Origin of the sequence: Polymorphospora rubra (assembly GCF_018324255.1) — a bacterium.
GTDB classification, from domain to species: domain Bacteria; phylum Actinomycetota; class Actinomycetes; order Mycobacteriales; family Micromonosporaceae; genus Polymorphospora; species Polymorphospora rubra.
The window spans coordinates 970,712-996,463 of sequence record NZ_AP023359.1; the positions used below are offsets into that span (position 1 = coordinate 970,712).

22 protein-coding genes and 1 pseudogene are annotated in these 25,752 nt (G+C 72.6%); 11 read left to right on the forward strand and 12 right to left on the reverse strand.

Annotated elements, in window-relative coordinates; translation table 11 throughout:
* Window positions 1-133 precede the first annotated feature (133 nt).
* Together Prubr_RS04280 and Prubr_RS04285 are read left to right on the forward strand one after the other, a co-directional pair.
* Window positions 134-1,571 (forward strand): annotated as a pseudogene (locus tag Prubr_RS04280) (acyl-CoA synthetase).
* A gap of 169 nt (window positions 1,572-1,740) precedes the next feature.
* Complete coding sequence (locus Prubr_RS04285; RefSeq protein WP_212821868.1) at window positions 1,741-4,098, forward strand: AbfB domain-containing protein; 2,358 nt, start codon at window positions 1,741-1,743, stop codon at window positions 4,096-4,098.
* A 22-nt stretch (window positions 4,099-4,120) separates the two neighbouring features.
* Here Prubr_RS04285 and Prubr_RS04290 read toward each other — a convergent pair whose 3' ends face one another.
* The 4 genes from Prubr_RS04290 to Prubr_RS04305 form a co-directional block, all read right to left on the reverse strand.
* On the reverse strand, window positions 4,121-5,152 hold the full coding sequence (locus Prubr_RS04290) for an NAD-dependent epimerase/dehydratase family protein (protein ID WP_212821870.1): 1,032 nt from the start codon (window positions 5,150-5,152) through the stop codon (window positions 4,121-4,123).
* Between the two features lie 179 nt (window positions 5,153-5,331).
* Window positions 5,332-7,113, reverse strand: coding sequence for a glycosyltransferase family 2 protein (locus Prubr_RS04295; RefSeq protein ID WP_212821873.1), 1,782 nt, complete (start codon window positions 7,111-7,113; stop codon window positions 5,332-5,334).
* Complete coding sequence (locus Prubr_RS04300; protein ID WP_212821875.1) at window positions 7,110-8,177, reverse strand: glycosyltransferase family 2 protein; 1,068 nt, start codon at window positions 8,175-8,177, stop codon at window positions 7,110-7,112. Before Prubr_RS04300 ends, Prubr_RS04295 begins: the two co-directional genes overlap by 4 nt.
* 88 nt (window positions 8,178-8,265) lie before the next feature.
* The gene (locus tag Prubr_RS04305) at window positions 8,266-8,844 is read right to left on the reverse strand and encodes a hypothetical protein (protein WP_212821876.1); all 579 of its coding nucleotides are present in this window, start codon (window positions 8,842-8,844) and stop codon (window positions 8,266-8,268) included.
* 153 nt (window positions 8,845-8,997) lie between these two features.
* Between Prubr_RS04305 and Prubr_RS04310 the strand changes: the two genes are divergently transcribed.
* Window positions 8,998-10,224: a GNAT family N-acetyltransferase gene (locus tag Prubr_RS04310; RefSeq protein ID WP_212821878.1), complete on the forward strand. Its 1,227-nt coding sequence runs from the start codon at window positions 8,998-9,000 to the stop codon at window positions 10,222-10,224.
* Window positions 10,225-10,250: 26 nt separating this feature from the next.
* Window positions 10,251-10,853, forward strand: a complete 603-nt coding sequence (locus tag Prubr_RS04315; protein ID WP_212828993.1) for a hypothetical protein — start codon at window positions 10,251-10,253, stop codon at window positions 10,851-10,853.
* A gap of 11 nt (window positions 10,854-10,864) precedes the next feature.
* Here Prubr_RS04315 and Prubr_RS04320 read toward each other — a convergent pair whose 3' ends face one another.
* The 5 genes from Prubr_RS04320 to Prubr_RS04340 form a co-directional block, all read right to left on the reverse strand.
* A complete protein-coding gene (locus tag Prubr_RS04320; RefSeq protein ID WP_212821880.1) occupies window positions 10,865-11,332 on the reverse strand; it encodes a ribose-5-phosphate isomerase in 468 nt (155 codons plus the stop codon).
* A gap of 62 nt (window positions 11,333-11,394) precedes the next feature.
* Complete coding sequence (locus Prubr_RS04325; protein WP_246568295.1) at window positions 11,395-12,303, reverse strand: alpha/beta hydrolase; 909 nt, start codon at window positions 12,301-12,303, stop codon at window positions 11,395-11,397.
* Window positions 12,300-13,520 carry a DUF1015 family protein gene (locus Prubr_RS04330; protein WP_212821882.1) on the reverse strand — a complete coding sequence of 407 codons (1,221 nt, stop codon included), beginning with the start codon at window positions 13,518-13,520 and terminating at the stop codon, window positions 12,300-12,302. Before Prubr_RS04330 ends, Prubr_RS04325 begins: the two co-directional genes overlap by 4 nt.
* A gap of 141 nt (window positions 13,521-13,661) precedes the next feature.
* Window positions 13,662-13,982, reverse strand: a complete 321-nt coding sequence (locus Prubr_RS04335; protein WP_212821884.1) for a hypothetical protein — start codon at window positions 13,980-13,982, stop codon at window positions 13,662-13,664.
* Window positions 13,983-14,384: 402 nt separating this feature from the next.
* Entirely contained in the window at window positions 14,385-15,011 is a 627-nt protein-coding gene (locus Prubr_RS04340) for a mycothiol-dependent nitroreductase Rv2466c family protein (RefSeq protein WP_212821886.1), read from the reverse strand.
* Window positions 15,012-15,230: 219 nt separating this feature from the next.
* Between Prubr_RS04340 and pepN the strand changes: the two genes are divergently transcribed.
* A complete protein-coding gene (pepN, locus tag Prubr_RS04345; RefSeq protein ID WP_212821888.1) occupies window positions 15,231-17,780 on the forward strand; it encodes an aminopeptidase N in 2,550 nt (849 codons plus the stop codon).
* A gap of 79 nt (window positions 17,781-17,859) precedes the next feature.
* Here pepN and Prubr_RS04350 read toward each other — a convergent pair whose 3' ends face one another.
* Window positions 17,860-18,270 carry a DUF5130 family protein gene (locus Prubr_RS04350; RefSeq protein WP_212821890.1) on the reverse strand — a complete coding sequence of 137 codons (411 nt, stop codon included), beginning with the start codon at window positions 18,268-18,270 and terminating at the stop codon, window positions 17,860-17,862.
* Window positions 18,257-18,628, reverse strand: coding sequence for an aa3-type cytochrome oxidase subunit CtaJ (gene ctaJ, locus Prubr_RS04355; protein ID WP_485020588.1), 372 nt, complete (start codon window positions 18,626-18,628; stop codon window positions 18,257-18,259). Before ctaJ ends, Prubr_RS04350 begins: the two co-directional genes overlap by 14 nt.
* Before the next feature lie 234 nt (window positions 18,629-18,862).
* Here ctaJ and Prubr_RS04360 point away from each other — a divergent pair, with 234 nt between their 5' ends.
* Window positions 18,863-19,378 carry a hypothetical protein gene (locus Prubr_RS04360; RefSeq protein ID WP_212821892.1) on the forward strand — a complete coding sequence of 172 codons (516 nt, stop codon included), beginning with the start codon at window positions 18,863-18,865 and terminating at the stop codon, window positions 19,376-19,378.
* Window positions 19,371-20,192: a class F sortase gene (locus Prubr_RS04365; RefSeq protein WP_246568297.1), complete on the forward strand. Its 822-nt coding sequence runs from the start codon at window positions 19,371-19,373 to the stop codon at window positions 20,190-20,192. Before Prubr_RS04360 ends, Prubr_RS04365 begins: the two co-directional genes overlap by 8 nt.
* Window positions 20,193-20,246: 54 nt before the next feature.
* On the opposite strand, the gene Prubr_RS04370 is transcribed toward Prubr_RS04365, so the two are convergent.
* Window positions 20,247-20,780 (reverse strand): HNH endonuclease, encoded by a 534-nt coding sequence (locus Prubr_RS04370; protein WP_212821895.1) that lies wholly within the window; start codon window positions 20,778-20,780, stop codon window positions 20,247-20,249.
* Between the two features lie 298 nt (window positions 20,781-21,078).
* Between Prubr_RS04370 and Prubr_RS04375 the strand changes: the two genes are divergently transcribed.
* The 4 genes from Prubr_RS04375 to Prubr_RS04390 all read left to right on the forward strand — a co-directional run bounded on the left by Prubr_RS04375 (window position 21,079) and on the right by Prubr_RS04390 (window position 25,688).
* Window positions 21,079-22,170 carry a mechanosensitive ion channel family protein gene (locus Prubr_RS04375; protein ID WP_212827458.1) on the forward strand — a complete coding sequence of 364 codons (1,092 nt, stop codon included), beginning with the start codon at window positions 21,079-21,081 and terminating at the stop codon, window positions 22,168-22,170.
* 260 nt (window positions 22,171-22,430) lie between these two features.
* On the forward strand, window positions 22,431-23,819 hold the full coding sequence (locus Prubr_RS04380; protein WP_212821897.1) for an MFS transporter: 1,389 nt from the start codon (window positions 22,431-22,433) through the stop codon (window positions 23,817-23,819).
* 49 nt (window positions 23,820-23,868) lie between these two features.
* The gene (locus Prubr_RS04385) at window positions 23,869-24,321 is read left to right on the forward strand and encodes a globin (RefSeq protein ID WP_212821898.1); all 453 of its coding nucleotides are present in this window, start codon (window positions 23,869-23,871) and stop codon (window positions 24,319-24,321) included.
* Window positions 24,322-24,431: 110 nt separating this feature from the next.
* Complete coding sequence (locus tag Prubr_RS04390; RefSeq protein ID WP_212821899.1) at window positions 24,432-25,688, forward strand: delta-60 repeat domain-containing protein; 1,257 nt, start codon at window positions 24,432-24,434, stop codon at window positions 25,686-25,688.
* The last annotated feature ends 64 nt before the right edge of the window (window positions 25,689-25,752 follow it).

Consider the following 25,752-nt stretch of genomic DNA (forward strand, 5'->3'; position numbering starts at 1 on the left):
TATCCCAGCCGGCACCGACCGAAACCCCGCCCCCGCCGGGCCGGCCGGGTAGCGGCACGGGGGTGGTACGGCTACGGTCGGCGGGCCAAGGTCACCGGGGACCGCCGTCCCCGTTCGAGGAGGGCCGATCGCGGTGTCGCTGCTGAAGCGGTTGTCGGAGTCGCCGGACGAGCGGCCGGACGCGGTCCGGGTGTCCGGCACCGCCCTGTCCGGGGTCGAGCTGCTGCGCTGCGCGACCGCGGTCGCCGACCGGGTGCACGGGCTGGACCGGGTGGCGATCGAGGCGACCCCCACGATGGAGACCGTGGTCGGCGTCGTCGGCGCGCTGCTCGCCGGGGTGGCCGTGGTGCCGGTTCCGGCCGACGCCGGCGCGATGGAACGCGCGCACATGTTCAGGGACTCGGGTGCGGCGGCGCTGCTGGCGCCGAAGGGGCCGGGGAGGCCGAGGGTTCCGGGCCGCCGGTCGTACCGGTGGATCTGGCCCTCCGGTCGGACCGGACCCGTCCGGAGCCGGATCCGGAGCGGGCCGCGCTGATCCTCTACACCAGCGGGACGACGGGGGCGCCGAAGGGCGTGGTGATCTCCCGGCGGTCGATCGCGGCCTGCCTCGACGCGCTCGCCGACGCCTGGGCGTGGACGCCGGACGACCTGCTGGTGCACGGCCTGCCGCTGTTCCACGTACACGGGTTGGTGCTGGGGGTGCTCGGGCCGCTGCGGCACGGCAGCCGGCTGGACCACGTCGGACGTCCACAGCCGGCGCGGTACGCGGCGGCGGGCGGCACGATGTACTTCGGCGTGCCGACGGTGTGGTCACGGGTGGCCGCCGCCCCGGAGTCGGCCCGCGCGTTGCGGGGTGCGCGCCTGCTGGTGTCGGGCAGCGCGGCGCTGCCGGCGGCGGTCTTCGCCGACCTCGCGGAGCTGACCGGGCACCGGATCGTCGAGCGGTACGGGATGACCGAGACGCTGATCACGGTGAGCGCGCGGGCGGACGGTCCGCGGCTGCCGGGCACGGTCGGGGTACGGCTGCCCGGGGTACGGACCCGGCTCGTCGACGAGCGGGGTGGGCCGGTGCCCGCCGACGGCGAGGCCATGGGTGAGCTGCTGGTCGCCGGGCCGACGCTGTTCAGCGGCTACCTGAACCGGCCGGACGCCGACGCGGCGAGCACCACCGGGGACGGCTGGTTCCGCACCGGCGACGTCGCCACGATCGGGCCGGACGGGTCGCACCGGATCGTCGGCCGGGCCTCCACCGACCTGATCAAAAGCGGGGGCTACCGGATCGGGGCCGGCGAGATCGAGGACGCGCTGCTGGCCCACCCGGGGTACGGGAGGCGGCCGTGATCGGCGTACCGGATCCGGATCTGGGTCAGCGGGTAACGGCGTACGTGGTGGCCGACGGGGTCACCGGCCCGGACCTGATCGAGTTCGTGGCCCGCAACCTGGCGGTGCACAAGCGACCGCGGGCGGTCCACCTGCTCGACGCACTGCCCCGCAACGCGCTGGGAAAGGTGCAGAAGAAGCTGCTGGGCCAGGGTGCTCGCCGGGACGACGCGACGGAAACGAGCCATTGACCGACATCCATCGGTAGCTCTATAACGTCATACATCCGTCCCGGGATGTCAGCAAGATCCCTGATCGCGACCAGCCCGGACATCCTGGCGCCGGCTCCGTCCCCACCGCGCCGAGGTTCGCGGGGACTCCCCCGACACCGCGGCCGGCCCCGTCCCGAACGGAGACGCCATGCCCAGAACCCTCCACGCCCGGCCGCGGACCTGGCTCCTGCTCGCCGCCACGGCGCTGGTCACCGGGTCGCTGCTGACCGCGCCGACCGCGGCCCGGGCCGTACCCGGCCGGACCCCGCCCCTGACCACGCCGTGGACCAGCCAGGCGCTGGCCGGCACGCCGCTGCCGGAGTATCCGCGGCCGCAGATGACCCGACCCGACTGGCAGAACCTCAACGGCGAGTGGCAACTGCGCCAGTCGGCGACCGACGACCCGCCGCAGTTCAACACCAACCTGCCGGAACGGATCAACGTGCCGTTCCCGGTCGAGTCCGCCCTGTCCGGGGTGATGCGGGCCGCGGGCGACAACCGCCACTACCTCTACTACCGCCGGACCTTCGCCGTTCCGGCCGACTGGGCCGGCCGGCGGGTGCAACTGCACTTCGGCGCGGTCGACTGGCAGACCACCGTCTGGGTCAACGGCACCGAGGTCGGCCGGCACACCGGCGGCTACGACGCCTTCACCTTCGACATCACCCCGCAACTCAACGGCGGCACCAACGAACTGGTCGTCAAGGTCTGGGACCCCACCGACAGCCGACAGAACGGCAGCCTGCCGGCGATCGGCAAACAGACCAGGACCCCGGGCGGGATCTTCTACACCCCCAGCTCGGGCATCTGGCAGACGGTCTGGCTGGAACCCACCCCGGCCGCCTCGATCAGCAGCGTCGACCTCTACCCGAACCTCGCCGACAACACCCTGCGGGTCCGGGTCTTCACCCGCGGCAACGTCAGCGGCCACAGCGTGCTGGCCGAGGCGCTCAACGGCGGCACCGTCGTCGGCTCGGCGACCGGCGGCTTCACCGAGTTCGCCGTACCGGTGCCGAACGCCCGCCGCTGGTCGCCGGACGACCCGTTCCTCTACCACCTGCGGGTCACCCTGCGGGGCGGCGGCGGCGCCCAGGTCGACCGGACCACGCACTACTTCGGCATGCGGGAGATCACCACCGCGCTGGTCAACGGGGTGCTGCGCCCGAAACTCAACGGCCAGTTCGTGTTCCAGGCCGGCACGCTGGACCAGGGCTACTGGCCGGACGGCCTGTACACCGCCCCGACCGACACAGCCCTCGCCTTCGACCTGCAGAAACACAAGGACCTCGGGTTCAACATGGTGCGCAAGCACATCAAGGTCGAACCCCAGCGCTGGTTCTACCACGCCGACCGGCTCGGCCTGCTGGTGTGGCAGGACATCCCGTCGCTGACCGCGCGGAACGTCGACCCGAACGACGCCCAACAGGCCCAGTTCGAGGCCGAGGCCCGGGAGATCGTCGACGAGCACCGCAGTTCACCGTCGGTCGTCGCGTACGTCGTCTACAACGAGGGCTGGGGCGAGCGGTCGCTCGCCGACACCCGCCGGGTCGGCCAGAACATCAGGAACCAGGACCCGACCCGGCTGGTCAACACCCACAGCGGACACAACTGCTGCCAGTCGCTCGGCAACCCCGGCAACGGCGACATGGACGACTGGCACATCTACGTCGGCCCCGACTCACCCCCGGCGTCGACCACCCGGATCTCGGTGCTCGGCGAGTTCGGCGGCCCCGGCCTGCGCACCCCCGGGCACGAGTACAGCCCCGACGGCAGCTTCAACGCGTACGAGTGGCAACCGAACTCCGCCGCGCTGACCGACCGGTACGTCGGCCTGGTCGCCGGCACCCGCAACCTGATGGTCGGCAAGGGGTTGAGCGCGTCGGTGTACACCGAGATAACGGACCTGGAGGGCGAACTGAACGGCTTCCTGACGTACGACCGGCAGGTGGTCAAGATGGACCAGAACCGGGTCCGGGCCGCGAACCAGGCGCTGATCGACGCGTCGAAGGCACTCGGCAACTCCGGTCCGGTCACGCTTCCCATCCACACCAGACGGTCGTTGCAGGTGACCACCGCCGGCTTCACCAACCGCTACCTGCGGCACCAGAACGGCCTGGCGTACACCGAGGTGGTCGACGCGGGCAGCCCGGCGCTGCTCCGGCAGGACGCGACGTACACGGTCCGGCCCGGGCTGGCCGACGCCGGGTGCTACTCGTTCGAGTCGGTCAACTACCCCGGGCAGTTCCTGCGGCACATCGAGTCCCGGGTCCGCAACTCCCCCGACGACGGCTCGGCCCTGCTGCGCGCCGACGCGACCTGGTGCGCCCGTACCGGACTGACCGGCGGCGGGGTGTCGTTCGAGTCGTACAACTTCCGGGGGTCGTACCTGCGGCACCACGCGGCGCAGGTGTGGCTGAGCAACGGGGCCGGCGGGCCGGCGTACAACTCGCCGGTGTCCTGGCTGGCCGACGTGACCTGGAACGTCACCGGCCCCTGGGCGCCGTGACCGGTCGCCCCCGACCCACCGGTCAGGAGCGGCGGCCCGTCAGATAGGCGTCCTCGGCCGGGTAGTCGAACATCGGGGCGAACCAGTCCGTGTCGACCCCGGCCGGGACGCCGTTCCCGATCGCAGCGGCGTCGACCAGCCAGTCGATCTCCGCGGCGACGGTGGCCGCGAAGTCGCCGGCCGGGACGTACCCGAGGTCCAGGGCCGCGGTCATGTCCAGCACGATCGGGTACGGCGCCGGCCACGGATGCCGCCCCAACGCCGGATCCGCGTCCTCGTCGAGCAGCACCTCGTCCCAGTCGTGGTCGAGGTGGCGGGCGACCGTACGGGCGATCTGCCGCGCGCTCGGCGCGTCCGGATCGGCGCTGTTGAGGATCCGCCGACCCGGCCGGGCCGCCACCACCTCGATCAGGGCGGCGATGTTGGCGGCGGCGGTCGTGTGGTCGGTGCCCTCGCCCCGGTTCGCGAGGAACACGGCGGGCCGCCGGTCGAGGACCCGCTTGACGAAGACCCACTCGCGCGGCTGGGCCGCGCCCGTACCGTGCACCTTGGAGGGACGGAGCACGGTGACCGGTGCGCCGCTGTCGAGCAGCACCCGCTCGGCCGCCACCTTGTTCGGGCCGTAGCCCTCCCGGGTCCGGTAGTCGCCGTCGCCGGGCGCCAGGGTCGGCTGCGTCTCGCGGACCGGGCCGGCAAACCGGGGCGGCGCGTCGGAGTTCGAGTGGTTGCCGTCGGCGTCGACGTAGACGGCCTTGCTGGAGATCATGACCGTCGAGCCTGCGTCCCCGGCCAGCGGCAGCAGCAGTTCGGCGTCCCGCGCGGTGTAGCAGACGCAGTCGACGAGCAGGTCGGCGCCGGTGCCGAGGGCGGTACGCAGCGCGGCCGGGTCGGCGCGGTCGGCGGCGACGAAGCGGGCGCCGGCGGCGGCGAGGTCGGCCGGCAGGTTGGCCGGGTTCCGTCCGGTGACGTCGACCCGCCAGCCGGCGGCGAGCAGGCGGTGGGCGGTGGCCCGGCCGATCAGACCGGTCCCGCCGATGACGAGGGCGCGGGGCATCCGGACAACCTACCCGCGCCGGCCACGCCGTGTTCGCCGGCGCCCCACCGGCCGGCCAAGATCCGCGTTCGCCGGCGCCCCACCGGCCAGCCAAGATCTGCGTGATCAGGGAGTTTGCGCCGCGGCGCGCCGACGACACGCGCGACTTACTCCCTGATCACGCGGATCATGCGGGGGGATCATGCGGGGGTGATCAGGGTGCCGAACTCCTCGTAGGGGGGGAGGGAGGGCCATCTTCCGGAGACGTTCTCCTGGAAGTAGGCGGCGCCGGGGTCCCAGGTGTGGCCGGTCGCCCGGCGGTGGTAGGTGTAGCCGAGCGGGTGCGTACGGAAGATCAGACCACCGGTGCGCTTGACCCGGTCGATCAGGCCCCGGTCGACCGAACGGGGCACCGGACGCCAGCCACCGACCTCCTCCAGTTCGCCCCGGCCCATCAGCATCGTCCCGCCCGCGATCACCTGGGCGTCGGACTCGGCCGCGCCCGCCGACCGCCGTACGGTGGTCCCCTCGGCCTCCAGATAGACGAACTCGGCGCCCTTGCCGACCAGGGCCGCGCCCGAGTAGTGCCGGGCCAGCACCAGGTCCCACACATGCTCGGCGCCGTACGTGTCGTCGTCGTCGAACTTCGTCACCAGGCTGCCCCGGGCGCGGGCGGTGGCCACCCCGAGCGCCTCGCCGAAGCTGACCGTGCCCGGGATCTCGACCAGTTCGATCGGCCGGCCGTACCCGGACAGGGCGGCCCGCAGCGGCGCCGGCACCTCGACGCCGTGCAGACACAACACGATCTCCAGCTCCGGATAGGTCTGCGCGGCGATCGCGCGCAGCGCCGCCGGCACCATCTCGAGACGGCGGGTGACCAGGATCGCGCTGACCGACGGCGGGCGGCGCAGCCCGGGAAACGCCGCGCCGGTGGCCGCCGGCAGGGCGAAGGCGGTGGCGTGGGCCCGCATCGCCGCACGCCGCTGGGCCACGCTGCGGACCTCCAGCGCGAGCGGCTCCGTGGCGTCGACGGCGGCGGTGACGAGGCCGCGCAGTTCCGCGTCGAGCAGGTCCCCGACGGTCGGCGGCAGATGCGGCACGTGCAGCACCGCGCCGGTCATCGCCACCTGCACGAACGCGCCGGCGACGGCGACCGGGTCGTTGACCGGCACCCGCGGGCATTCGACGACCCCGACCTCGCGCAGCGTGGCGATGGTCGCCGGATCGAGACCGCGCCCGTCGACGGCCGCCCCGGACCGGCGGAACTCCAGACGTACGCGGGGTGCGTCGAGCGCGTACGCGCCGGCCTTGCGTCCGCGTGGGTTGACCCGCTGGGCGTCGACGAGGACGGTGGTGCGGCCGGCCGTGCTCAGCCCGAACGGGGTGGCGCCGGCCGTCGCCGCGTAGCGCTCGGGCTGCTCCGGCGCACCCCAGCCGGGCGGGCACAGCAACAGGTCGTGGGCGCGTACGTCGTCCAGACCGGGCGGGTCACCCGCGACGACGGTGGCCGGTGGCCGGATCGGCAGGAACCCGGGCAGCGTGTCCCGTACGGTCAGCCGGGCGCCGGCCGGGCGCGGCAGCGGCCGGGTGGGGCTGAGCGCCTCCAGCGCGGCGCCGACGACCAGCCGCAACTGGGTCGGCGCGCCCAGCGTGACCCGTACGACAGCCGGGCCGCGCCCTCCCCGGGGCAGCGCCACCCGTTGGCCGCGCACGTTGTCGAGCCAGCCGATCCGGCCGGACCAGCCCTGGCGCGGGCTGCGCCACCAGGCGACGGTCACGACGGCGCTGGTGACGGTGCGCAGGGTCGACGGGTCGGTGACCAGGTGACGCAGCCGGTCGACGGACCCGGCCAGCACCGCCACCGATCCGATCCCGGTGCGTACGACGCGGGTGCCGACCGCACGGCTGATCCGTTCCGAACGGGACACCGGCAGGGCTCCGGTGAGACGCCAGGTGATGCCCACGGGCCTGGCGCCGGTCATCGGGACAGTCCGCGCCCGTCGGTCAGCTCCGGTGTGGCGGTACGCGGCTGCGGCGGCCGGGGGGTGGTGGCCGCGTCGAGGCGGCCCTTCTTCACCGCGCGCAGTGCTTCGAAGAGCCGGTAGGCGCCCCGGGCGACGAGCCGGTGCTTGAGCCCGGCGGCACCGCCGGGCACGGGGTAGCCGGCCGGCGGCAGGTATCTCCGGTAGTGCTGCACCATGCGGGCGAAGAACTCCTTCCGCCGCGCCTTGGGCACCCTGTGTGAGTGCCCCAACACACTCAGATAGTGCCAGATCATCCGCTGGAAGATGAGCGGTCGTACGGAGTCGACGTCGGCCGGGCGCTCGTCCATGAAGGCGAAGACCCGCTCCCAGTGCGGGAAGACCTCGAAGTGCCGCTCGCTCACGGTCTGGGTGATCGCGCCGGTCTGCCGCTGCCGGTAGGCGTAGCAGTCGCGGTCCAGCAGCGCGATCCGGTCGGCGGCGAGCAGCAACGGAAGGCTGAACGACACGTCCTCGTACCAGCCGGAGCCGAACCCGATGCCGGTCGAGGCGAGGAAGTCCCGCCGTACGACCTTGTTGCAGGCGATGTGCAGGACGTTGAGCATGCTCGGCTGGTCGGCCAGCGTGAACGTGTCGGGCATCGGCCGGCCGCCGGTGACCTTGGCCAGCGACTCGTACCGCCGGCTGCCGTCGGGATAGACCCGCGCGTAGCCGACCACCAGCAGGTCCGGGTCGGTCTCGGCGAGCCGCCCGGCGACGGCGTCGAGGGTGCCCTCGGGCAGCCAGTCGTCGCTGTCGACGAACCAGACGTAGCGGCCGATGGCCTGGGCCAGGCCGGCGTTGCGGGCGGCGCCGAGGCCGCTGTTGCGGCTCAGCGTGACGACCTTGAGGCGGGGATCCCGGGCGGCGTGCTCGGCTAGGATCTCGGCGCACCGGTCGTCGGACGCGTCGTCGACGGCCACCACCTCGACGTCGCGGAACGACTGTCCGAGGATGGAGTCCAGGCACTCGGCCAGGTAGTCCTCGACCCGGAAGACCGGCACGATCACACTCAGCAACGCCACCTGGGTCGACCTCTCCGTCCGACGGGCGGAGCAATTATGCGGCAGCCGGGTCGGACGCCGTCAAATTCCGGGGTCCGGGCCCGGACGCTCAGAACTGCGAGCCGAACCAGTTCCAGATCCCCATCACCCATTCGGTCTGGCGCAGATAGGCGATGCCGACCCCGAAAAGGAACACGGCGGTCGCCAGGTGGGCGCCCTTGGCGGTACGCCGGACCCGGCCGAGCTGCCGCTCGAGCACGACCCGGCCGAGCAGCCGGGACAGCGCGAAGACGCCGACGGCGACGAAGAGGGTCAGGACGAACGTGACCACCGGGCTGGTGAGATCGCCGCGGGCCGAGATCGCCCAGATCCCCCAGCAGACGAAGGCGAACAGTCCGCCGACGATGCTCCATTCGCTGCCCAGGCGCAACTGCGCCATGTGGTAGCTGAGCGGCATCCGGGGCCGGTGCTGGTCGTCGTGGTGCGCGCCGGGCCAGCCGCTGTCGGCGGGCCCGTGGTCGCCGGCGGCCGGAAACGTCTCGGTGGGCGCGGGACGCGGGCCGACCTGGGCCACCCCGCGCCGGAACGGCGCCGGGCCGAGCGGCACGTCGGATCCGGGCGGGACGTCCTGCCGGGGCACCTCGACGGTGCGCTCCCACGACTGACCCTGGTTGGGCTGGTCTGACATGCTTCCTCCCCGTCGGCGGCGCATCGACCCGGCGCTGACCCGCCAGATCATCGACGTTCCTTACGGCGTCGGGCGGCGGCGACCGTTCGCATACGAGGGTACCGAGCTGACAAAACGGTCGCCCACTCAGCGCCGATCGGATAGACACGCAGCATGACCGAAGCCGAACTGCCGATCGAACCGGCCACCGCGGACGACTGGGACGGGGTCAGCGCCCTGCTGGCGGGCCTGTTTCACCACACCGTCGAGTCCGACGTCCACGAGAGCGAACGGCTGGTCTTCGAGCCCGACCGGTCACTGGTGGTCCACGACGACGGCCGTACGGTCGCCCACGCCGCGGCGTTCACCCGCGACCTCACCGTACCCGGGGCGGTGGTGCCCGCCGCGCACGTCACCATGGTCGGGGTCGCGCCCACCCACCGGCGCCGCCGGCTGCTGACCCGGCTCATGCAGCGGCAGCTGCGCGAGGCAGGCGACGCCGGCCGGGAGCCGGTCGCCGTACTGTGGGCCAGCGAGGGCCGGATCTATCCGCGGTTCGGCTACGGCCTGGCCAGCCAGCGGCTTGTCCTGGACGTCGCGACCCGCGAGGTCGGCCTGCCCGAGGCCGCCGGGGGCCGGCTGCGGACCGGCCCGCCGGCCACGTTCCAGGCCGAGCTGGCCGGGCTGTACGACCAACTGCGGCCGGACCGGCCCGGCTGGTCCAGCCGCCCCGGCCGCTGGTGGGAGCACCTGCTCGGCGAGTTTCCCAGCCACCGCGACAGCGCCACCGAACGCCGGGCGGTGCTGTACGAGGGCGCGGGCGGCGTCGAGGGCTACGCGATGTGGCGGACCAGGAGCGAGTGGATCCCGGGCGGCCCGACCGGCGAGGTACGGGTCGAGGAGGTCGTCGCGGCGACCCCGGACAGCTACCGCGAGCTGTGGCGGTTCCTGCTGTCGATCGACCTGACCCGGAAGGTGACCTATCCGTTCGCGTCGCTCGACGAGCCGTTGCAGCACCTGGTCGCCGAGCCGCGCCATCTGGTCCCCCGGGTCGCCGACGCGCTGTGGGTACGGCTGCTCGACGTCGCTGCCGCGCTGGCCGCCCGCCGCTACCGGACCCCGGTCGACGTGGTGATCGAGGTGACCGATCCGCTGCTGCCGGAGAACACCGGCCGCTGGCGGCTGACCGGCGACCGCTACGCCGCGAGCTGCGTTCGTACCGGTGATCCGGCCGATCTCATCTGCGACGTCCGTGACCTCGGCGCGGTCTATCTGGGTGGCCCGGAGCTGACCGCGCTCGCCGACGCCGGCCGGGTCCGCGAGATGGTGCCGGGCACGGTGGCGCGGACCGCCGCCGCGTTCGGCTGGGACCGGGCCCCGGCGTCACTGGAGGTGTTCTGACCGGGCCGGACCGGTACCGTCGATCCATGGCGGATCCCGAGCGCCGGCGTCGCCGGCTGCGGCACACCAAGGCCGGACGCGTCCCGGTCGACCCCGACGAGCCGGCCGAGGGCGGAACCGGGCCGGACGGTGCCGGCCGGCCGGCCGCGTGGCCGGCCGGATCCGGGCGGCCGGACGGACCCTCGGCATCGACGTCGCAGGTCCACGACCCGCAGCCGGGCGCACCCGCGCCGCGGCGGCGCGAGGGCGGCCGGACCGGGTCGGATCAGCCCGCCGACTCCCGGCGCGGCGGCGGCCCGACCGGGGACGCCGCCCCGGCCACCGGCGGCGGCCCGACCGGCGGTTCCGGTCCGGCGACCGGCGGCGGCCGGGGGGCCGGGGGGCGGGGCACCGGGCGCGCCGAGTCCCGGCGCGGCAACGGCGGTGGGGTGCCGGCCGAGGACCGGGACGCCGAGCGGGGCCTGCGTGGGCTGATCGGCTCCGGCACCTCCCAGGTCAACGTACGGGCCGCGCTGCGGGCCCGGGACGCCTCCCGGCCGACCGCCGCCGACCTGGCCGAGGCGCAGGAGCGGCTGGTGGTCGTACGCCGCAACTGGGTCCCCCGCGAGGACCTGCCGCGTAACCGCTGACGGCCGACCCGTTACGGCAGCGCAGGCAGTTCCGTCGTCGCCTCGTACGCGGTGATCGCCGCGATCCGGCGCGCGTGCCGGTCGTTGCCGGAGAACGGGGTGGCCAGGAACGCCTCGACAATCGCGGTCGCCTCGTCCAGGGTGTGCTGGCGGGCACCGACGGCGACCACGTTGGCGTCGTTGTGCTGGCGGGCGAGCTGTGCGGTGTCGACGTTCCAGGCCAGCGCCGCCCGTACCCCGTCGACCTTGTTGGCCGCAATCTGCTCGCCGTTGCCGGAGCCGCCGATGACGATGCCGAGGCTGCCCTCGTCGGCGACGACGCGGGCGCCGGCGTGCAGGCAGAACACCGGATAGTCGTCGTCGGGGTCGAAGACGTGCGGACCGACGTCGACCAGTTCGTAGCCCTGCTTGGCGAGGTGGTTGGCCAGGTGTGCCTTGAGCTCGAAGCCGGCGTGGTCGGCTCCCAGGTATACGCGCATGACCGGCAGTCTGTCAGCCGCCGGCCGGCGCCCGGCGCCGGGACACGGCGCCGGGCGATCGGTCACACCAGCGCCGCGCGCAGCGCCGCCGCGATCTGGTCGGCGGCCACCGCCGCGGCGTCGAAGAGGGCGAGTTTGCGGACGAAGCCGTGGTTGACGCCCTGGTAGCGGACGGTCACCACCGGCACTCCGGCGGCCAGCAGTTCGACGCCGTACCGCTCCCCCTCGTCGCGCAGGACGTCGTACTCGGCGGTGATCAGCAGGGTCGGCGGCATGCCGGCCAACGGCGCCGCGAGCGGTGCCACGTCCGGCGCGAGCCGGTCGGCGGGATCGGGCACGAACAGGTTCCAGAACCGGGCCATCGTCGCCCGGTCGAGGCCGGCCCCACCGAGGTCGCGGTAGGAGTCCGACGACATCGTCGGATCGATGACCGGATAGATCAGCACCTGGTGGGCCAGCGGCCGGCCGGCGTCCCGCTGCCGCCGGGCGACGACGGTCGCCAGGTGGCCACCGGCACTGTCGCCGCCGATCGCCACCCGGCCCACGTCCAGCCCGAGCCCCTCGCGGCGCAGCCAGTTCAGGGCGGTCTCGACGTCGTCGACCGGCGCCGGGTACGGGTGCTCGGGCGCGAGCCGGTAGTCGACCGACAGCACCGCACACCCGGACCGGTCGGCGACCCGCCGGCAGAAGGCGTCGACGATGTCCACGTTGCCCATCGCCCAGCCGCCGCCGTGCGCGTAGACGAGCACGGGTACGCCGGGGGCGGGTACGTAGAGCCGGCACGGCACGCCGTCGGCGTCCACTTCGGACACCGAGGCGACCGGTGTCGGCGGGCCGCACTCCGCCGGCACCGCGGCGAGCATGGCCGCCCGACCGGCCGCCAGGGCGGCGAGCGGATCGGCGTCGACAGTCTCCGGCGCCGGCCGCGGCCGCGCCGCGAGCGCCGCCGCCACCTGCGGATGAATGGTCACGCGCCTACCCCGTTGTCGCCGAGTTGGGCGAGGACGAGGCCGGCGCGGGCCTTCGGGGTGAACCAGGTGCTCTTGCGGGGCAGCTTCTGGCGGGCCAGGTTGACCGCCACGAAGTCGTCGACGGTCACCGGGGCGATCAGCACGGCCAGCTCCGCCCGCCCGGCGTCGACCTCACCGGCCAGCCAGTCGGCGGAGTAGTCGCCACCGACGTACGTGATCCGCTTGTCGCCCGGGTCGAGGCCGAGGACCTCGCGCAGCAGGACCCGCTCGACCAGGGCGTGGTCGAGGTTGTCCACGACGCCGCCGCCGGCGCTCGGCGGCAGTGTCACCGCCCAGGTCCGGCCGGCGACGTGGAGGTGCACGGTCCCGCCGCTTCCCGGGACGGTGGCCGGGCCGGCGACCGGCTCGACCGTGGCACCGGCGGCCGTCAACCGGGCGACCAGCTCGTCGGGGGTCATGGTCAGCTCGCTGACCAGCCGGTTGTAGGGCTGGATGGCGACCGAGGCCGGCGTCGTCACCACGGCCAGGAAACGACCGAGGCCGCCGGTCTGCGCGGCCAGGCTGCGGTGGTTGCCGTCGGCGACGACGAGTTCGCCGCCGCCGGCCAGTGCCGTCAGCTCGTCCTGCTCGGGGCCGGGCCCGACGAGCCAGATCGCGTGCGTACGCCCCGACTGGTCGACGTCGGTCGCGGCCGGCGCGCCGGCCCGCTCGGTCGCCGCGGCCAGGGCCGCGTGCAGCTCCGCGCCCCGCCCGGTCTGCAACAGCAGTACGGGCGACAGCAGGTGCCCGGTCTCCTCGGCCAGCGCGACCCGCTCGCGGACCTTCTCGATGAACACGTCCTCGTTGCGGATCACCAGCCCCGGTTCGTCGGCGCTGGTCGAGATCTGGTCGGTGTCGACGGCGGCGAAGAGCCCGTACGCGGCGGCGACGCTGGCCGGCTCGGAGATCCGGTAGAGCACCACGACCCGCTCGGCCGGGGTGTAGCTGCCGTCGGCCTTCGCCTCGGCCAGCCGGTCGACCGCGGCGGGCAGGCTGTCGAGGAAGGAGCGACCCCCGGCGTCCGGTGCCTTGTGCGGCATCTCGATCGCGAGGGCACTGTGCGGGTTGGCCCCGATGATCGCGGTGATCTCCGCGTCGTCGGCGAACTCGTCGTAGTTTTGCGCGCCGGTGCCGCCAGTGGTGATCCAGGCCCGGGCGATCGGATGCACGACCGTCATGTTCGGTGACGCTACCGTCGCACCCCGGTGTGACGCCCGATACCCCGGCGTTTCACCGCCTGATGGGCGGCGCCGCGGCGGCCGTCCGGACGTACCGGCTGGTCCGGGGGTCGGGTCAGGCGGCGCGGGCCGGGGGTCGGGTCAGGCGGCGCGGGCCGGGCGGCGGACGGCGGGCCGGACCGGATTGTCGCGCGGGGTGCCGGACCCGACGACCGCCATCCGGCGGCGGCGGCTCGGGGCGGCCCTGCGCACCGGCACCGCTGCCGCCGCCGGCACCGCAAGCTGCGGTGCTCCGGTGTCCGGCAGCACCGACACCACCACGGGCGGCGCCAGCAGGTCGGCACATCCGGGTGGAAGCCGGTCACTCCACCGGCCGACCTCGACCGCCCAGCGGCCGCCCAGACAGTGCGCGACCTCGGCGGGCCCTGCGGGCTCCGCGGCTGGTTCGCGGGTCTCGACCATTGAAATGCCTCCGCTGCGGCGATAGCACGACCCGTTCCGGGTCGCCGTGATGAACACCCTGCGCAACGAGGCTGTCGACCACTTGTCACGGCGCCGTCAGCTCCACGATAGGCGGATACCGCCGCCGGCCGGGCCGTTTCCGCCGGCCGCCGCCCCCGTGCCCTTCGTGGCGGGCGGTGGGTGGTGATCGTTAGTTGTTCCGCCGTTGGAGGTACGGCGTGTCGGACTGCTGGGCAGCAGATGATCACGGGTGCCCTCCGGGTGGGCGGTGGACCGGGCCGGTGCCGGCGGTAGCGGGCGGACAAGTCGTGTCGAAGGCACGAAGCCAGTCAGACGAAGGGTCACGCCCACTACCACCAGCATCAGCTCACCACTGATGAACCGACCCCGCCATGCTCACAGTCAGTCGAAGGACGGGTCCTCGTCGCGGGACCGCTTGAGTTCGTAGAAGCCCGGCGTGCCCGCGACCAGCACGACGCCGTCCCAGAGCCGGCCGGCCGCCTCACCCTTGGGGGCGGGGGTGACGACCGGACCGAAGAAGGCGACCGGCTGACCGGGAACCGGGCCCGGCGCGTGGATCACCGGGGTGCCGACGTCGGTCCCGACCGGCTTCATACCGGCGTTGTGGCTGGCCACCAGCGCCTCGTCGAACGCGGTGGACTCGGCCGCGTCGGCCAGCGCCGGGTCCAGGCCGACGTCGGTCAGCGCGTCGACGTAGAGCTGCCGGCCGAGTTCCTGGCGGCCCAGGTGGATCCGGGTGCCGAGCGCCGTGTAGAGGTCGCGCAGCACGGCGGTGCCGTGCTCGCGCTCGGCGGCGATGCAGACCCGTACCGGGCCCCACCCGGTCTCCAGCAGTTTGGCGTACTGCTCCGGAACCTCCCGCCCGGAGTTGAGCACCGAGAGGCTCATGACGTGGAACCGCATGTCGAGTTCGCGTACCTTCTCGACCTCGAGCAGCCAGCGGGAGGTGACCCACGCCCACGGGCAGATGGGGTCGAACCACATGTCCACGGTCTCGCGCTCAGCCACGTTGCTGTCCTTTCCCTGGTCGGCGCGGGCGTCGCGCCCCTGCGCCGAATCCTTCCCCTTCGACGGCCGTGACGGCACCATTACCAGAACGTGACCTGGACCACCCCCGCCGGTTATTTTTCCGCATGGAAGACTCGACCCGGGCCATCATCGTCGTGGCCCGTTCCTGTCAACGGGGACAGCGGGAAAGACGCGGATGGAGAACTGATCGTGCCCGGAGTGCGCAACCTCAATCAGGTCGAGGCGACCGAGCGGGCCCGCCTGCTCGACGTGACCGGCTATGACATCAACGTGGACCTCTCCTCGGCCGTACGGGCGGCCGACAACCGCACCTTCCGGTCGGTGACCGAGGTCCGGTTCACCTGCGCGGAACCCGGGGCGACGACGTTCATCGAGGTCGCCGCCGAGACGGTACGGTCGGCGACGCTCAACGGCACGCCGGTGGACATCTCCGGCTGGTCGGCGGAGAAGGGCCTGACGCTGCCCGGCCTGGCGGCCGAGAACGTGCTCGTCGTCGACGCCGACTTCGCGTACTCGGCGAGCGGGCAGGGCCTGCACCGCAGCGTCGACCCGGTCGACGGCGAGACCTATCTCTACAGCCAGTTCGAGACCGCCGACGCCCAGCGGGTCTTCGCCTGCTTCGACCAGCCCGACCTGAAGAGCGTCTACACCTGGCACGCCACCGTGCCGGCACACTGGACGGTCGTCTCGAACTCCACCGTGGACCGTGTCGAGCCGGGCGACGACACCAAGACCGTCCACTTCGCCACGTCGGCGCGGATGAGCTCCTACATCACGGCGTTGTGCGCCGGCCCCTACCACGAGGTACGGCGCACCCACGACGGCATCGACATGGGCTACTTCTGCCGGGCGAGCATGGCCGAGCACCTCGACACCGACAACCTGCACACGATCACCACGCAGGGCTTCGACTTCTTCCACGAGCAGTTCGGCGTGCGCTACCCGCTGCCGAAGTACGACCAACTCTGGGTGCCCGACTTCAACGCCGGCGCGATGGAGAACTTCGCCTGCGTCACCCACTCCGAGGCGCACTACCTCTTCCGGTCGCAGGTCACCGACTTCGAGCACGAGCAGCGGGCCAACACGATCCTGCACGAGCTGGCGCACATGTGGTTCGGTGACCTCGTCACCATGCGCTGGTGGAACGACCTGTGGCTCAACGAGTCGTTCGCGGAATGGGCCAGCCACTGGGCGAACACCCACGCCACCCGGTTCACCGACGCCTGGACGACGTTCCTGTCGGTCCGTAAGAACTGGGGCTACCGGCAGGACCAGCTCTCCTCCACGCACCCCGTCTACTGCGAGATGCCCGACCTGGAGGCCGTCGAGGTCAACTTCGACGGGATCACCTACGCCAAGGGCGCCAGCGTGATCAAGCAGCTGGTCGCGTACGTCGGGCTCGACCCGTTCCTCGCCGGGCTACGGGCGTACTTCGGCAAGCACGCGTGGGGCAACGCCACCTTCGACGACCTGCTGTCGGAGTTGGAGGCCGCCTCCGGCCGCGAGCTGCGCAAGTTCGCCGCCCAGTGGCTGGAGACCGCGCAGGTCAACACGCTGCGCCCCGAGGTGTCGATCGGCGCCGACGGTACCTACGAGCGGGTGACCGTGGTGCAGGAGGCCCCGGCCGACTACCCGACGCTGCGTACCCACCGGATCGGGGTCGGCCTCTACGACCTCGACGGCGACCGCCTGGTCCGGCGCGACCTGATCGAGATCGACGTCACCGGGGAACACACCGTGGTCGAGCAGCTCGCCGGCGTCCCGGCAGCCGACGTGCTGCTGCTCAACGACGACGACCTGACGTACGCCAAGCTGCGCCTCGACGAGCGGTCGATGGCCGCCGTCGTGCAGCACATCGACAAGTTCGAGTCGTCGCTGTCCCGCGCGCTGTGCTGGTCGGCGGCCTGGGACATGGTCCGCGACGCCGAACTGGCGGCCCGCGACTACGTGGCGCTGGTGCTGGCCGGGCTGCCCGCCGAGGACGACATCAACCTGGTCACCCAGACGCTCCGGCAGGGCGCCAGCACGCTGGCCAACTACGCCGACCCGGCGTGGGCGCCGCAGGGCTGGGCCGAATACGCCCGGACCGCCCGGACCGCGCTCGCCGGCGCGCCGGCGGGCAGCGGTTTCCAGCTCGCCTGGGCGCGGGCCTTCGCCACCGCCGCCCGGTCGGCCGAGGACCTGGCGGTGCTGCGCGGCTGGCTCGACGGCGTCGACGTGCCGGCCGGGCTGACCATCGACACCGAGCTGCGCTGGGCACTGTTGCAGGCACTGGTCGCCAACGGCGCGGCCGGCGCCGACGAGATCGACGCGGAACTCGGCCGGGACCGTACGGCGAGTGGCGAGCGGGAGGCCGCGCTGGCGCACGCGCTGGTGCCGACCGTCGCCAACAAGGAAGCGGTGTGGGCCCGGCTCACCGGCGGCGAGGCGCTGCCGAACTGGCAGAACCGGGCGCTCCTGCGCGGCTTCCACCACCCGGCGCAGGTCGAGTTGACCGCCGGCTACACCACCCGCTTCTTCGAGGCGGTCGGCCAGGTGTGGGCCAGCCGGGACAGCGAGCCGGCCCAGGAGTTCGTGCTCCACGCCTACCCGGCCTTCCAGGTCAGCGAGGAGACGGTGGCGGCCACCGACGCCTGGCTGGCGGGCAGCGGGCACCCGGCGCCGCTGCGCCGGCTGGTCGGCGAGGGTCGCGACGGGGTCGTACGCGCCCAGCGGGCCCGGGCGAAGGACGCCTCCGTCGCCGGCTGAGCAAACGGAACGAAAAAGGCCCCGGGCAAGCCCGGGGCCTTTTTCGTTGTCCGGACCGGAGCACCGGCCGGCGTGCCGGTCAGCCCTTGCGGGCGCGGCTGGCGAGCTGGTCGAGGCCGTTGACGAGGCCACCGGCGAGGTCACCGCCGCCGAAGGACGCCACCATCGACAGTGCGGCCAGCTTCGCGTCACGGTCCGGGATGCGCTTGCGGACCTCGGCACCGGTGACCACCTCCAGCTGGCGCTGGTTCGGTGAGACCGCGATCAGCACCGCCCGGTCGGGTTCGGTGATCTGGCCGTGCAGCCGCTCGGCGTGCTCGCGTACGGGTTCTTCGAGGTCGCCGACGTAGATGCTGAAGGTGTAGCCGGTCGAGTCGTCGGCCGTCCGCAGCGCCTCGTCGATCCGCAGCAGTTGGCGGGTGGAGAACGGGCCGTCGAGCACCTCGGGACGCCCGCTCAGCCCGGCGACGGTCATCTCACCAGCGGTCACTTGCGCCTCCAGTCCCGCGCGCCGCGACCGGCGTGCCCTCGTTCTCGGTTCCGCCGGTCAGTTCGCGCCGCTGGCCGCCGGAGGGCAGCGCGACGGCCTCGGCCCCCGCCGACACCTGGTCGGGCGAGGAGAGGAACCACACCGGCGTGAATTCGAAGGGTCGACCGGGTCGGTAGCGCGGCGCGCCCCGGCCACCGCCGGCCATGCCGAGGCCGGCGATCACGAGCACGATGAGGGCCGGGATGCCGACGAAGATGAGCACCGTGTTGGTAACAGACAACTCAACGCCCCCAGGCGGAAAGCGGACCAGGGTCACCGGCCGGTTGGCCAGTGGCCAGGCCCGACTCAGGTGATTCACGGTAGCGGAGGGCATCGTACGGGAGTTTTCCGGGTGCCGGTACGACGCTTTCGACGGCCGGTCCGGCAGTCGCCGGCGGAGGGCTGCGACGATACACACCCAGGCATCCCTGATGCCCGTTTCGCCACTATCGCACCCCAGCGAGCTGCCTGATTCAAAGGATTTTGCCCCGATACCAGTGGGACGATGACGGGGACAGAACGAGCGGTCCAGCCGTGCCAGGAAGGGGCCAGCATGGGGATCCGCAGACTTGTCAGCCGTACCCGTACCGCCTTGGCCGTGACGGTCGCCACGGTGTGTGCCGTACTACTGCTCGGCGCACCGGCGGCCCTCGCCCAGACGGTCCGGATCGAACTCAATCCGCCCACCGTCCAGGCCGGCAACCGGGTCGGCATCACCGCCAGTTGCGGGGACAACCTCAACCAGGCCCGGGTCGAGTCGGACGCCTTCGGCCAGGTGGTGCTCCAGCCCGAGAACGGTGTGCTGACCGGTGCGGTCACCGTGCCCGGCAGCAAGGCGCCGGGCACCTACAACGTGCGCCTCACCTGCGCCAACGGAAGCACGGCCGACACCAATCTCAACGTCATCAACCAGGCCCGGCCGACCCAGGGTCCAGCCGCCGGCGGAGGCGGCACGGCGGGCGGCCTGGACGGCCGCACCGTGCTGGTCGGCGGGCTGACCACGCTCGCGCTGGGCGCCGGGCTGGCGCTGATGTCGGCGCGGCGGCGCCGCGGCGGCGCCCGTGCCTGAGCCGGGCACCGGCGCCCCCGTCCGGCGCCGGGCCACCGGCACCGCCCCGGTCACCGGGCCGAAGCCGACCAACCGGTCGGACGGCGCATGGGTCACCGGCCCCTGGTCGGGCCAGACCGCACCGGGCCGGGCGACCGGACGTGCCACGGTACGCGGGGTCAGCCCGGCACCGGAGGGGTCGCTGATCGGCCGACCGCCGCGCAACCGGCGCGGTGCCGGCTCGATGTCGGTGGTCATGCTGATCGTCGGCATCTTCGTCACCGGCCTCGGCCTGGGCCAGCTCGGCGGCATCGACCTGGTGAGTTTCGGGCCGGGCAGCAAGGCTCCGCCGCGGGAGTTCCCGGTCATGGAATCGAGCCGGCCGGCCCTGGTCACGATCAACGACATCGGGGTGCGGGCACCGGTGCACGACGTGGGGATCGGCGCCGACGGCACCATCGAGGTGCCGGGGCTCGACCGCCGCAACGAGGCCGGCTGGTACGAGCAGGGACCGACGCCGGGCGAATTCGGTCCCGCGGTGATCGTCGGGCACGTCGACGGGCCGTCCGGCCCGTCGGTGTTCCACCGGCTGACCAACCTACGCGCGGGTACGAAGATCGAGGTCGCCCGCAAGGACAAGTCGGTGGCGGTCTTCGAGGTCAACTCCGTCGAACGCTTCGACAAGGGCAGCTTCCCGGTCGACCGGGTCTTCGACGACTTCAGCCGCCCCGGCCTGCGGCTGATCACCTGCGGCGGCCAGTGGGTCGGCGGCACCACGGGCTACGCCGACAACGTGATCGTCTTCGCCTCGTTGGTCAAGGCCCGCAAGCGCTGAGCTCCGGGCACCCCCGGTGCCCGCCGGCACCGCACGTCAGTCAGCACCGTACGGTCAGGCGGCCTCGGCCTCCGGCAGGTCGAGCCAGTCGGCCCAGCGCGGATCCGGCGCCCGGTGCCCGAGCACCCGCCAGGCCGTACCCTTCGGCGCGGCCGGGGCGCTGTGCAGCCGCCAGCCCAGCTCGGCCGGGGTTTTGTCACCCTTGGTGTGGTTGCACCTGGCACACGCCGCGACGACGTTCTCCCAGGCGTGCCCGCCGCCGCGGCTGCGCGGGAAGACGTGGTCGATGGTCTCGGCGGGTCCCCGGCAGTAGGCGCAGCGCCAGCCGTCGCGGGCGAAGATGGCCCGGCGGGACAGGCCGACGTGGGAACGGTAGGGAACCCGGACAAAGCGGGTCAGCCGGACCACCGACGGCACCGGGAGCGCGTGCCGGGCGCTGTGCAGGACACCCTCGCCGTCGGCGACGCAGACGGCCTTGGCCGACAGGACGAGGATCGCGGCCCGACGTACCGACACGACACACAGCGGCTCGTAGCTTGCGTTGAGCACCAAGGCTCCGGAGCCCACCGTGGGTCGTATGTCAGGCATCGCGCTCACCTCTCGGTTGTCGGTCTCACCCGTTCCGTGGTCACTCGCGTGCACAGCGCAGTCGCGGCCAGCCCGGACCGCGACCGACGCCGGATGGTCTCCGGCGTCCGTGCGCCAATCGTCCCTGATGGCCGGACCAATTGCACGTACTAATCGGGGGTCCTTCGTGAAGCTTCCGTGTCTCGTGGCAAGATGACCGGTTCTGTAGCGTTTGGCTGGGCCGAACGGCGGTACCCGTCACGGCCGTGCGGGGGCGGCGTGCAGCCCGACCGACGGGTGCGGTACGAAGACAGTCGTGATGACCGGCATCTCAATTTCCGACATTTCCCCGACCGTGCTGGCCCAACCGACCCCGTCGGCTCCGGCGACGCCAGCGCCCGAGGAGACCCCGGAGCCGAGTGCGACCTGCGCGGGCGACCTGCTGTGTAACCAGCTCTTCGAGTGGACCGGTCTGCCCTGGTTCGCGGAGGGCAGCTACTACATCCTGGTCAAGCCGCTGCGCATCGTGCTCATCGTGCTGGCGGCGATCATCATCCGTTACCTGCTGCACCGCGGCATCAACCAACTGGTCCGCCGGACGTCGACCACGGCGGTGCCGACCATCCTGCGGCCGCTGCGGGAACGCGTCCCCACCGCGACCAGCGACGCGACGGCGGTGTTCCCCGAACGACGGCGGCAGCGTGCCGAGGCGATCGGGTCGGTGCTGCGCAGCACGGTCACCGCGGTGGTCTTCTCCATCGCGACGCTCCTGGTGCTCAGCGAACTGAGCTTCAACCTGGCACCGCTGCTGGCCAGCGCCGGCATCGTCGGCGTGGCGCTCGGCTTCGGCGCGCAGTCACTGGTCAAGGACCTGATCGCCGGCCTCTTCATGCTGCTGGAAGACCAGTACGGCGTGGGCGACACGGTCGACCTGGGCGACGCCACCGGGGTCGTGGAGGCGGTCGGCCTACGGATCACCACGATCCGTGACGGTCGCGGGGTGCTGTGGTACATCCGCAACGGCGAGATCATCCGGGTCGGCAACAAGAGCCAGGGCTGGGCCATGGTCATCGTCGACATGCCGATCGGATTCGCCGGCACCGAGAAGGCGACCGCGGTCATGCGGGCCGCCGCCGCCGCGGTCGCCGCCGATCCGGAACTGGTCGATCACATCGTGGAGCCACCGGAAGTTCTCGGGGTGGAGACGGTGACGGTCGATGGCGCGGTAATCCGGACAATTGCCAAGACGACGGCGGAAGGACAGTTCGCGGTCGGCCGTGAATTGCGCCGCCGGTTGGCGGAGACCCTGGAAAATTCCGGCATCACGGCGCGACTGGCCGCCTCCCGGATGTACGCGACGCCAGCCACCGCCGCCGATGAAGGCGGAACCGGACAGGGTGGCGCCACCTGATCGGATACCCGGAACAGGCCAGGTCGTAAGGCCACCGGGCGGGGTCGCGCGCCGGGCGGGTGGTCGGTTATCGTCCGTTCGTTCAGTCGCACTACCGACGCATTGACCATTCGCACTAGCCAGGCGTCGGACGATCGGGCAGAATCCGTGACAAGCGCCCTTCCGGAGCGTCACGAAGATGTCACCCACCCCTACTTCTGGCAGGCGTTCCCGACCCCCGTCACAAATGGTCACGGTCACGGAACGTATGGAGGCCCCCGGTGTCCGAGGAGACCCAAGCCCCCCTGAGACCCGCCACCTTCCGTGAGGTGTTCGCCCAGGCCGAGTTCCGGGCGCTCTACTCGGCCACCACGCTGACGTGGATCGGTGACTACCTGGCCAAGGCCGCGATCACGGTAATGGTCTACAACGAGACCCAGTCGGTCGCGATGTCGGCCGCCGCGTTCGCGGTGAGTTTCCTGCCCTGGATCATCGGTGGCCCGCTGCTGGCCACCGTCGCCGAGCGCCATCCCTACCGGACGGTCATGGTCACCGCCGACGTGGTCCGGATGGTGCTGATCGCCCTGGTCGCCCTGCCGTTCCTGCCGGTCTGGGCGACGATCGGGCTGCTGTTCCTGATGACGCTGGCCAATCCGCCGAGCCAGGCCGCGCGGTCCGCGCTGATGCCCGTCCTGCTCAAGGGCGACCGGCTCGTGGTCGGCCTGTCGGTGACCACCAGCACCAGCCAGGCCGCCCAGGTGGGCGGCTACGTCGCCGGCGCCGCGATCGCCGCCGTCAACCCCCGCATCGCCCTGCTGATCAACGCCGCCGCGTTCGCCGCGTCGGCGGTGATCCTGCGCCTCGGCGTACGCAAGCGGCCCCCGGCGATGACCTCGGCGCACCGCAGCAACCTGTTCCGCGAGACCGCCGAAGGCTTCCAGATCGTCTTCGGCACCCCGGTCCTGCGGGCCACCGCCGTGATGGTCTTCGCCGCGATGCTGTTCGCGATCGTGCCCGAGGGGCTGGCGGCGGCCTGGGCCGCCGAACGCCCGCTCGGTGACGGAGAGGGCAGCCGCGGTTTGTCCCAGGCACTGATCATGGCGGCCGGACCGGTCGGGTTCATCCTCGGCAGTCTGGTCGTCGGCCGCGCCATCCGGCCCGACATCCGCCGTGCGCTGATCCGGCCGTTCGCCGTACTGGCCCCGCTGGCGCTGGTGCCGGCCCTGCTCAATCCCTCGCCGACGGTGGTCGCGCTGCTGGCCGCGGTCTCCGGGGTGGCCATCGCCGGGCTGCTGCCGGTGGCCAACGGCCTCTTCGTGCAGGCGCTGCCGCACGGCTTCCGGGCCCGGGCGTTCGGCGTCATGCAGACCGGCATGCAGGTCACCCAGGGCGGCGCCGTGCTGCTGACCGGGCTGCTCGCCTCCCGCTTCTCCATCCCGACAGTGGTGGGGGTGTGGAGCGCCGCCGGCGTACTGCTCATGCTCCTGACCGCAGCGCAGTGGCCCAGCGCCGAACGCTTCAACGAGGCGATCGCCAGGGCCAGCCGCCAGGGCCGTGAGCAGGTCGATCCCGCCCCGGGCGAGGCACCGCAGGCCGACGGTCCGGACCGCACCGCCGTGCCCTCCCAGTCTCGCCCGGCCGCTTCCAAGCCGGGCGTCAGCGCGTTGTGACCCCGGTACGGCCGGCCGGCCCGACACCGCATCCGCCTGGCAGGATGGAATGGTGAATCCAGCAGCGGAGCCATCGAAGGGTCAGCCGCCGGCCGACCAGATCCCGCCAGAGACCTTCTTCGCGTTGATCGGCGGCGAGCCGACCTTCCGCAAGCTGGTCGCCGAGTTCTACCGGGGTATCGCCGCCGACCCCGTACTGCGCCCGATGTATCCGGAAGCCGACCTGGGGCCGGCCACCGAGCGCATGACGCTGTTCCTGATGCAGTACTGGGGCGGCCCGAACACCTACTCGCAGGAGCGCGGCCACCCCCGGCTGCGGATGCGGCACGCCCCGTTCCGGATCGGACCGGCCGAGCGCGACGCCTGGCTGGGCCACATGCGGCGGGCCGTCGACAGCGTCGAGTTGCCGCCGGATCAGGCCGCGACGCTGTGGGACTACCTGGAGCGGGCCGCGTACTTCATGGTCAACACGATGGACGACATTCAATCAGCAAACGGATAGAAACCCCCATAACACGCGTCGCCCGCCCTCCTCGGTCGTTGATCCGCACGTAGTCAACGACCGGGGGCACGGACTCCCGGCCGCCCCGCCGCCGAGGAGTCCCCCACACCATGCGCCGCCGCCTCATCGCAGCCGCCACCGTGCTGGCCGTCTCCGGCCTCGCCGGCGTACTGCCCGCAGTCGCCGACATGGCACACCCCACAGTCGTCTCCGAAGACCCGGTCGACTGGACGCCGCACATCCTCGACGGAACCGTCCGGGCCATCACGGTGGTCGGTGACACCGTCGTGGTCGGCGGCGACTTCAGTGCCGTGACCGACAGCGACCGCCGCAACCCCCAACGCCGCCAGCACCTCTTCGCCTTCGACGCCGACGACGGCACCGTACGGGCCTTCGCACCGCGCCTGGACGGTCCCGTGTACGCCCTCGCCCCGGGCGCCGACGGCACGGTCTACGCCGGCGGCGCCTTCCGTACGGTCAACGGGGTCGTCCAGCGCGGGCTGACCCGGCTCTCGCTGGCCGACGGCGCCCGGGTCCCGGGCTTCACCGCGAGCATCAACTGGGGCGACGTACGTGCCCTGGCCGTCGCCGGCCACCGGCTCTACGCCGGCGGCACCTTCACCCAGGTCAACGGGGTGAACCGGACCGCGCTGGCCCGGCTCGACGCGACGTCGGGCGCGGTCGACGTCGGATTCGACGCCGCGCTCGTCGGGCAGGGCCTGTCCCGGGTACGGGTGGAGGACTTCGCGCTGTCCCCCGACGGCAACCGGCTGGTCCTGGCCGGCGCCATCACCCACGCGCGCGGGGTGGCCCGGCCGCAACTGGTGATGCTGGAGACCGGCGGCCCGGACGCCGTGGTCGCCAACTGGCACACCGACGCCTACCGGCAGACCTGCGACGGCGACTACGCCACCTACCTGCGCGGCGTCGACTTCGCGCCGGACGGCTCCTACCTGGTGGTGGTGACCACCGGCCACGATTCCGGTCCGGGCCGGCTGTGCAACACCGCCGCCCGGTTCGAGACCACCGGCACCGGCCGGCACACCCCAACCTGGATCAACCACACCGGCGGCAACACCCTCTATTCGGTCTCCGTCACCGGCAGCGCCGTGTACGTCGGCGGCCACCAGCGCTGGCTGGACAACCCGTACGGCGACAAGTCGGCCGGTCCGGGTGCGGTGTCCCGGCCGGGAATCGGGGCGATCGACCCGCGGTCGGGCAAGGCGCTGTCGTGGAACCCGACCCGGAGCCGGGGGGTGGGCGTGCGGGCCTTCCTCGCCACCCCGCAGGGGCTCTACGTCGGCTCCGACACCGACCAGCTCGGCCGGGAGTACCACGGCCGGATCGGCATGTTCCCGATGCCGTGAGCGGGTGGGAGCGAACCATCGGCGCAGAAAATACCGCGGTCGGGCCGGCTCGAAGCCGGCCCGA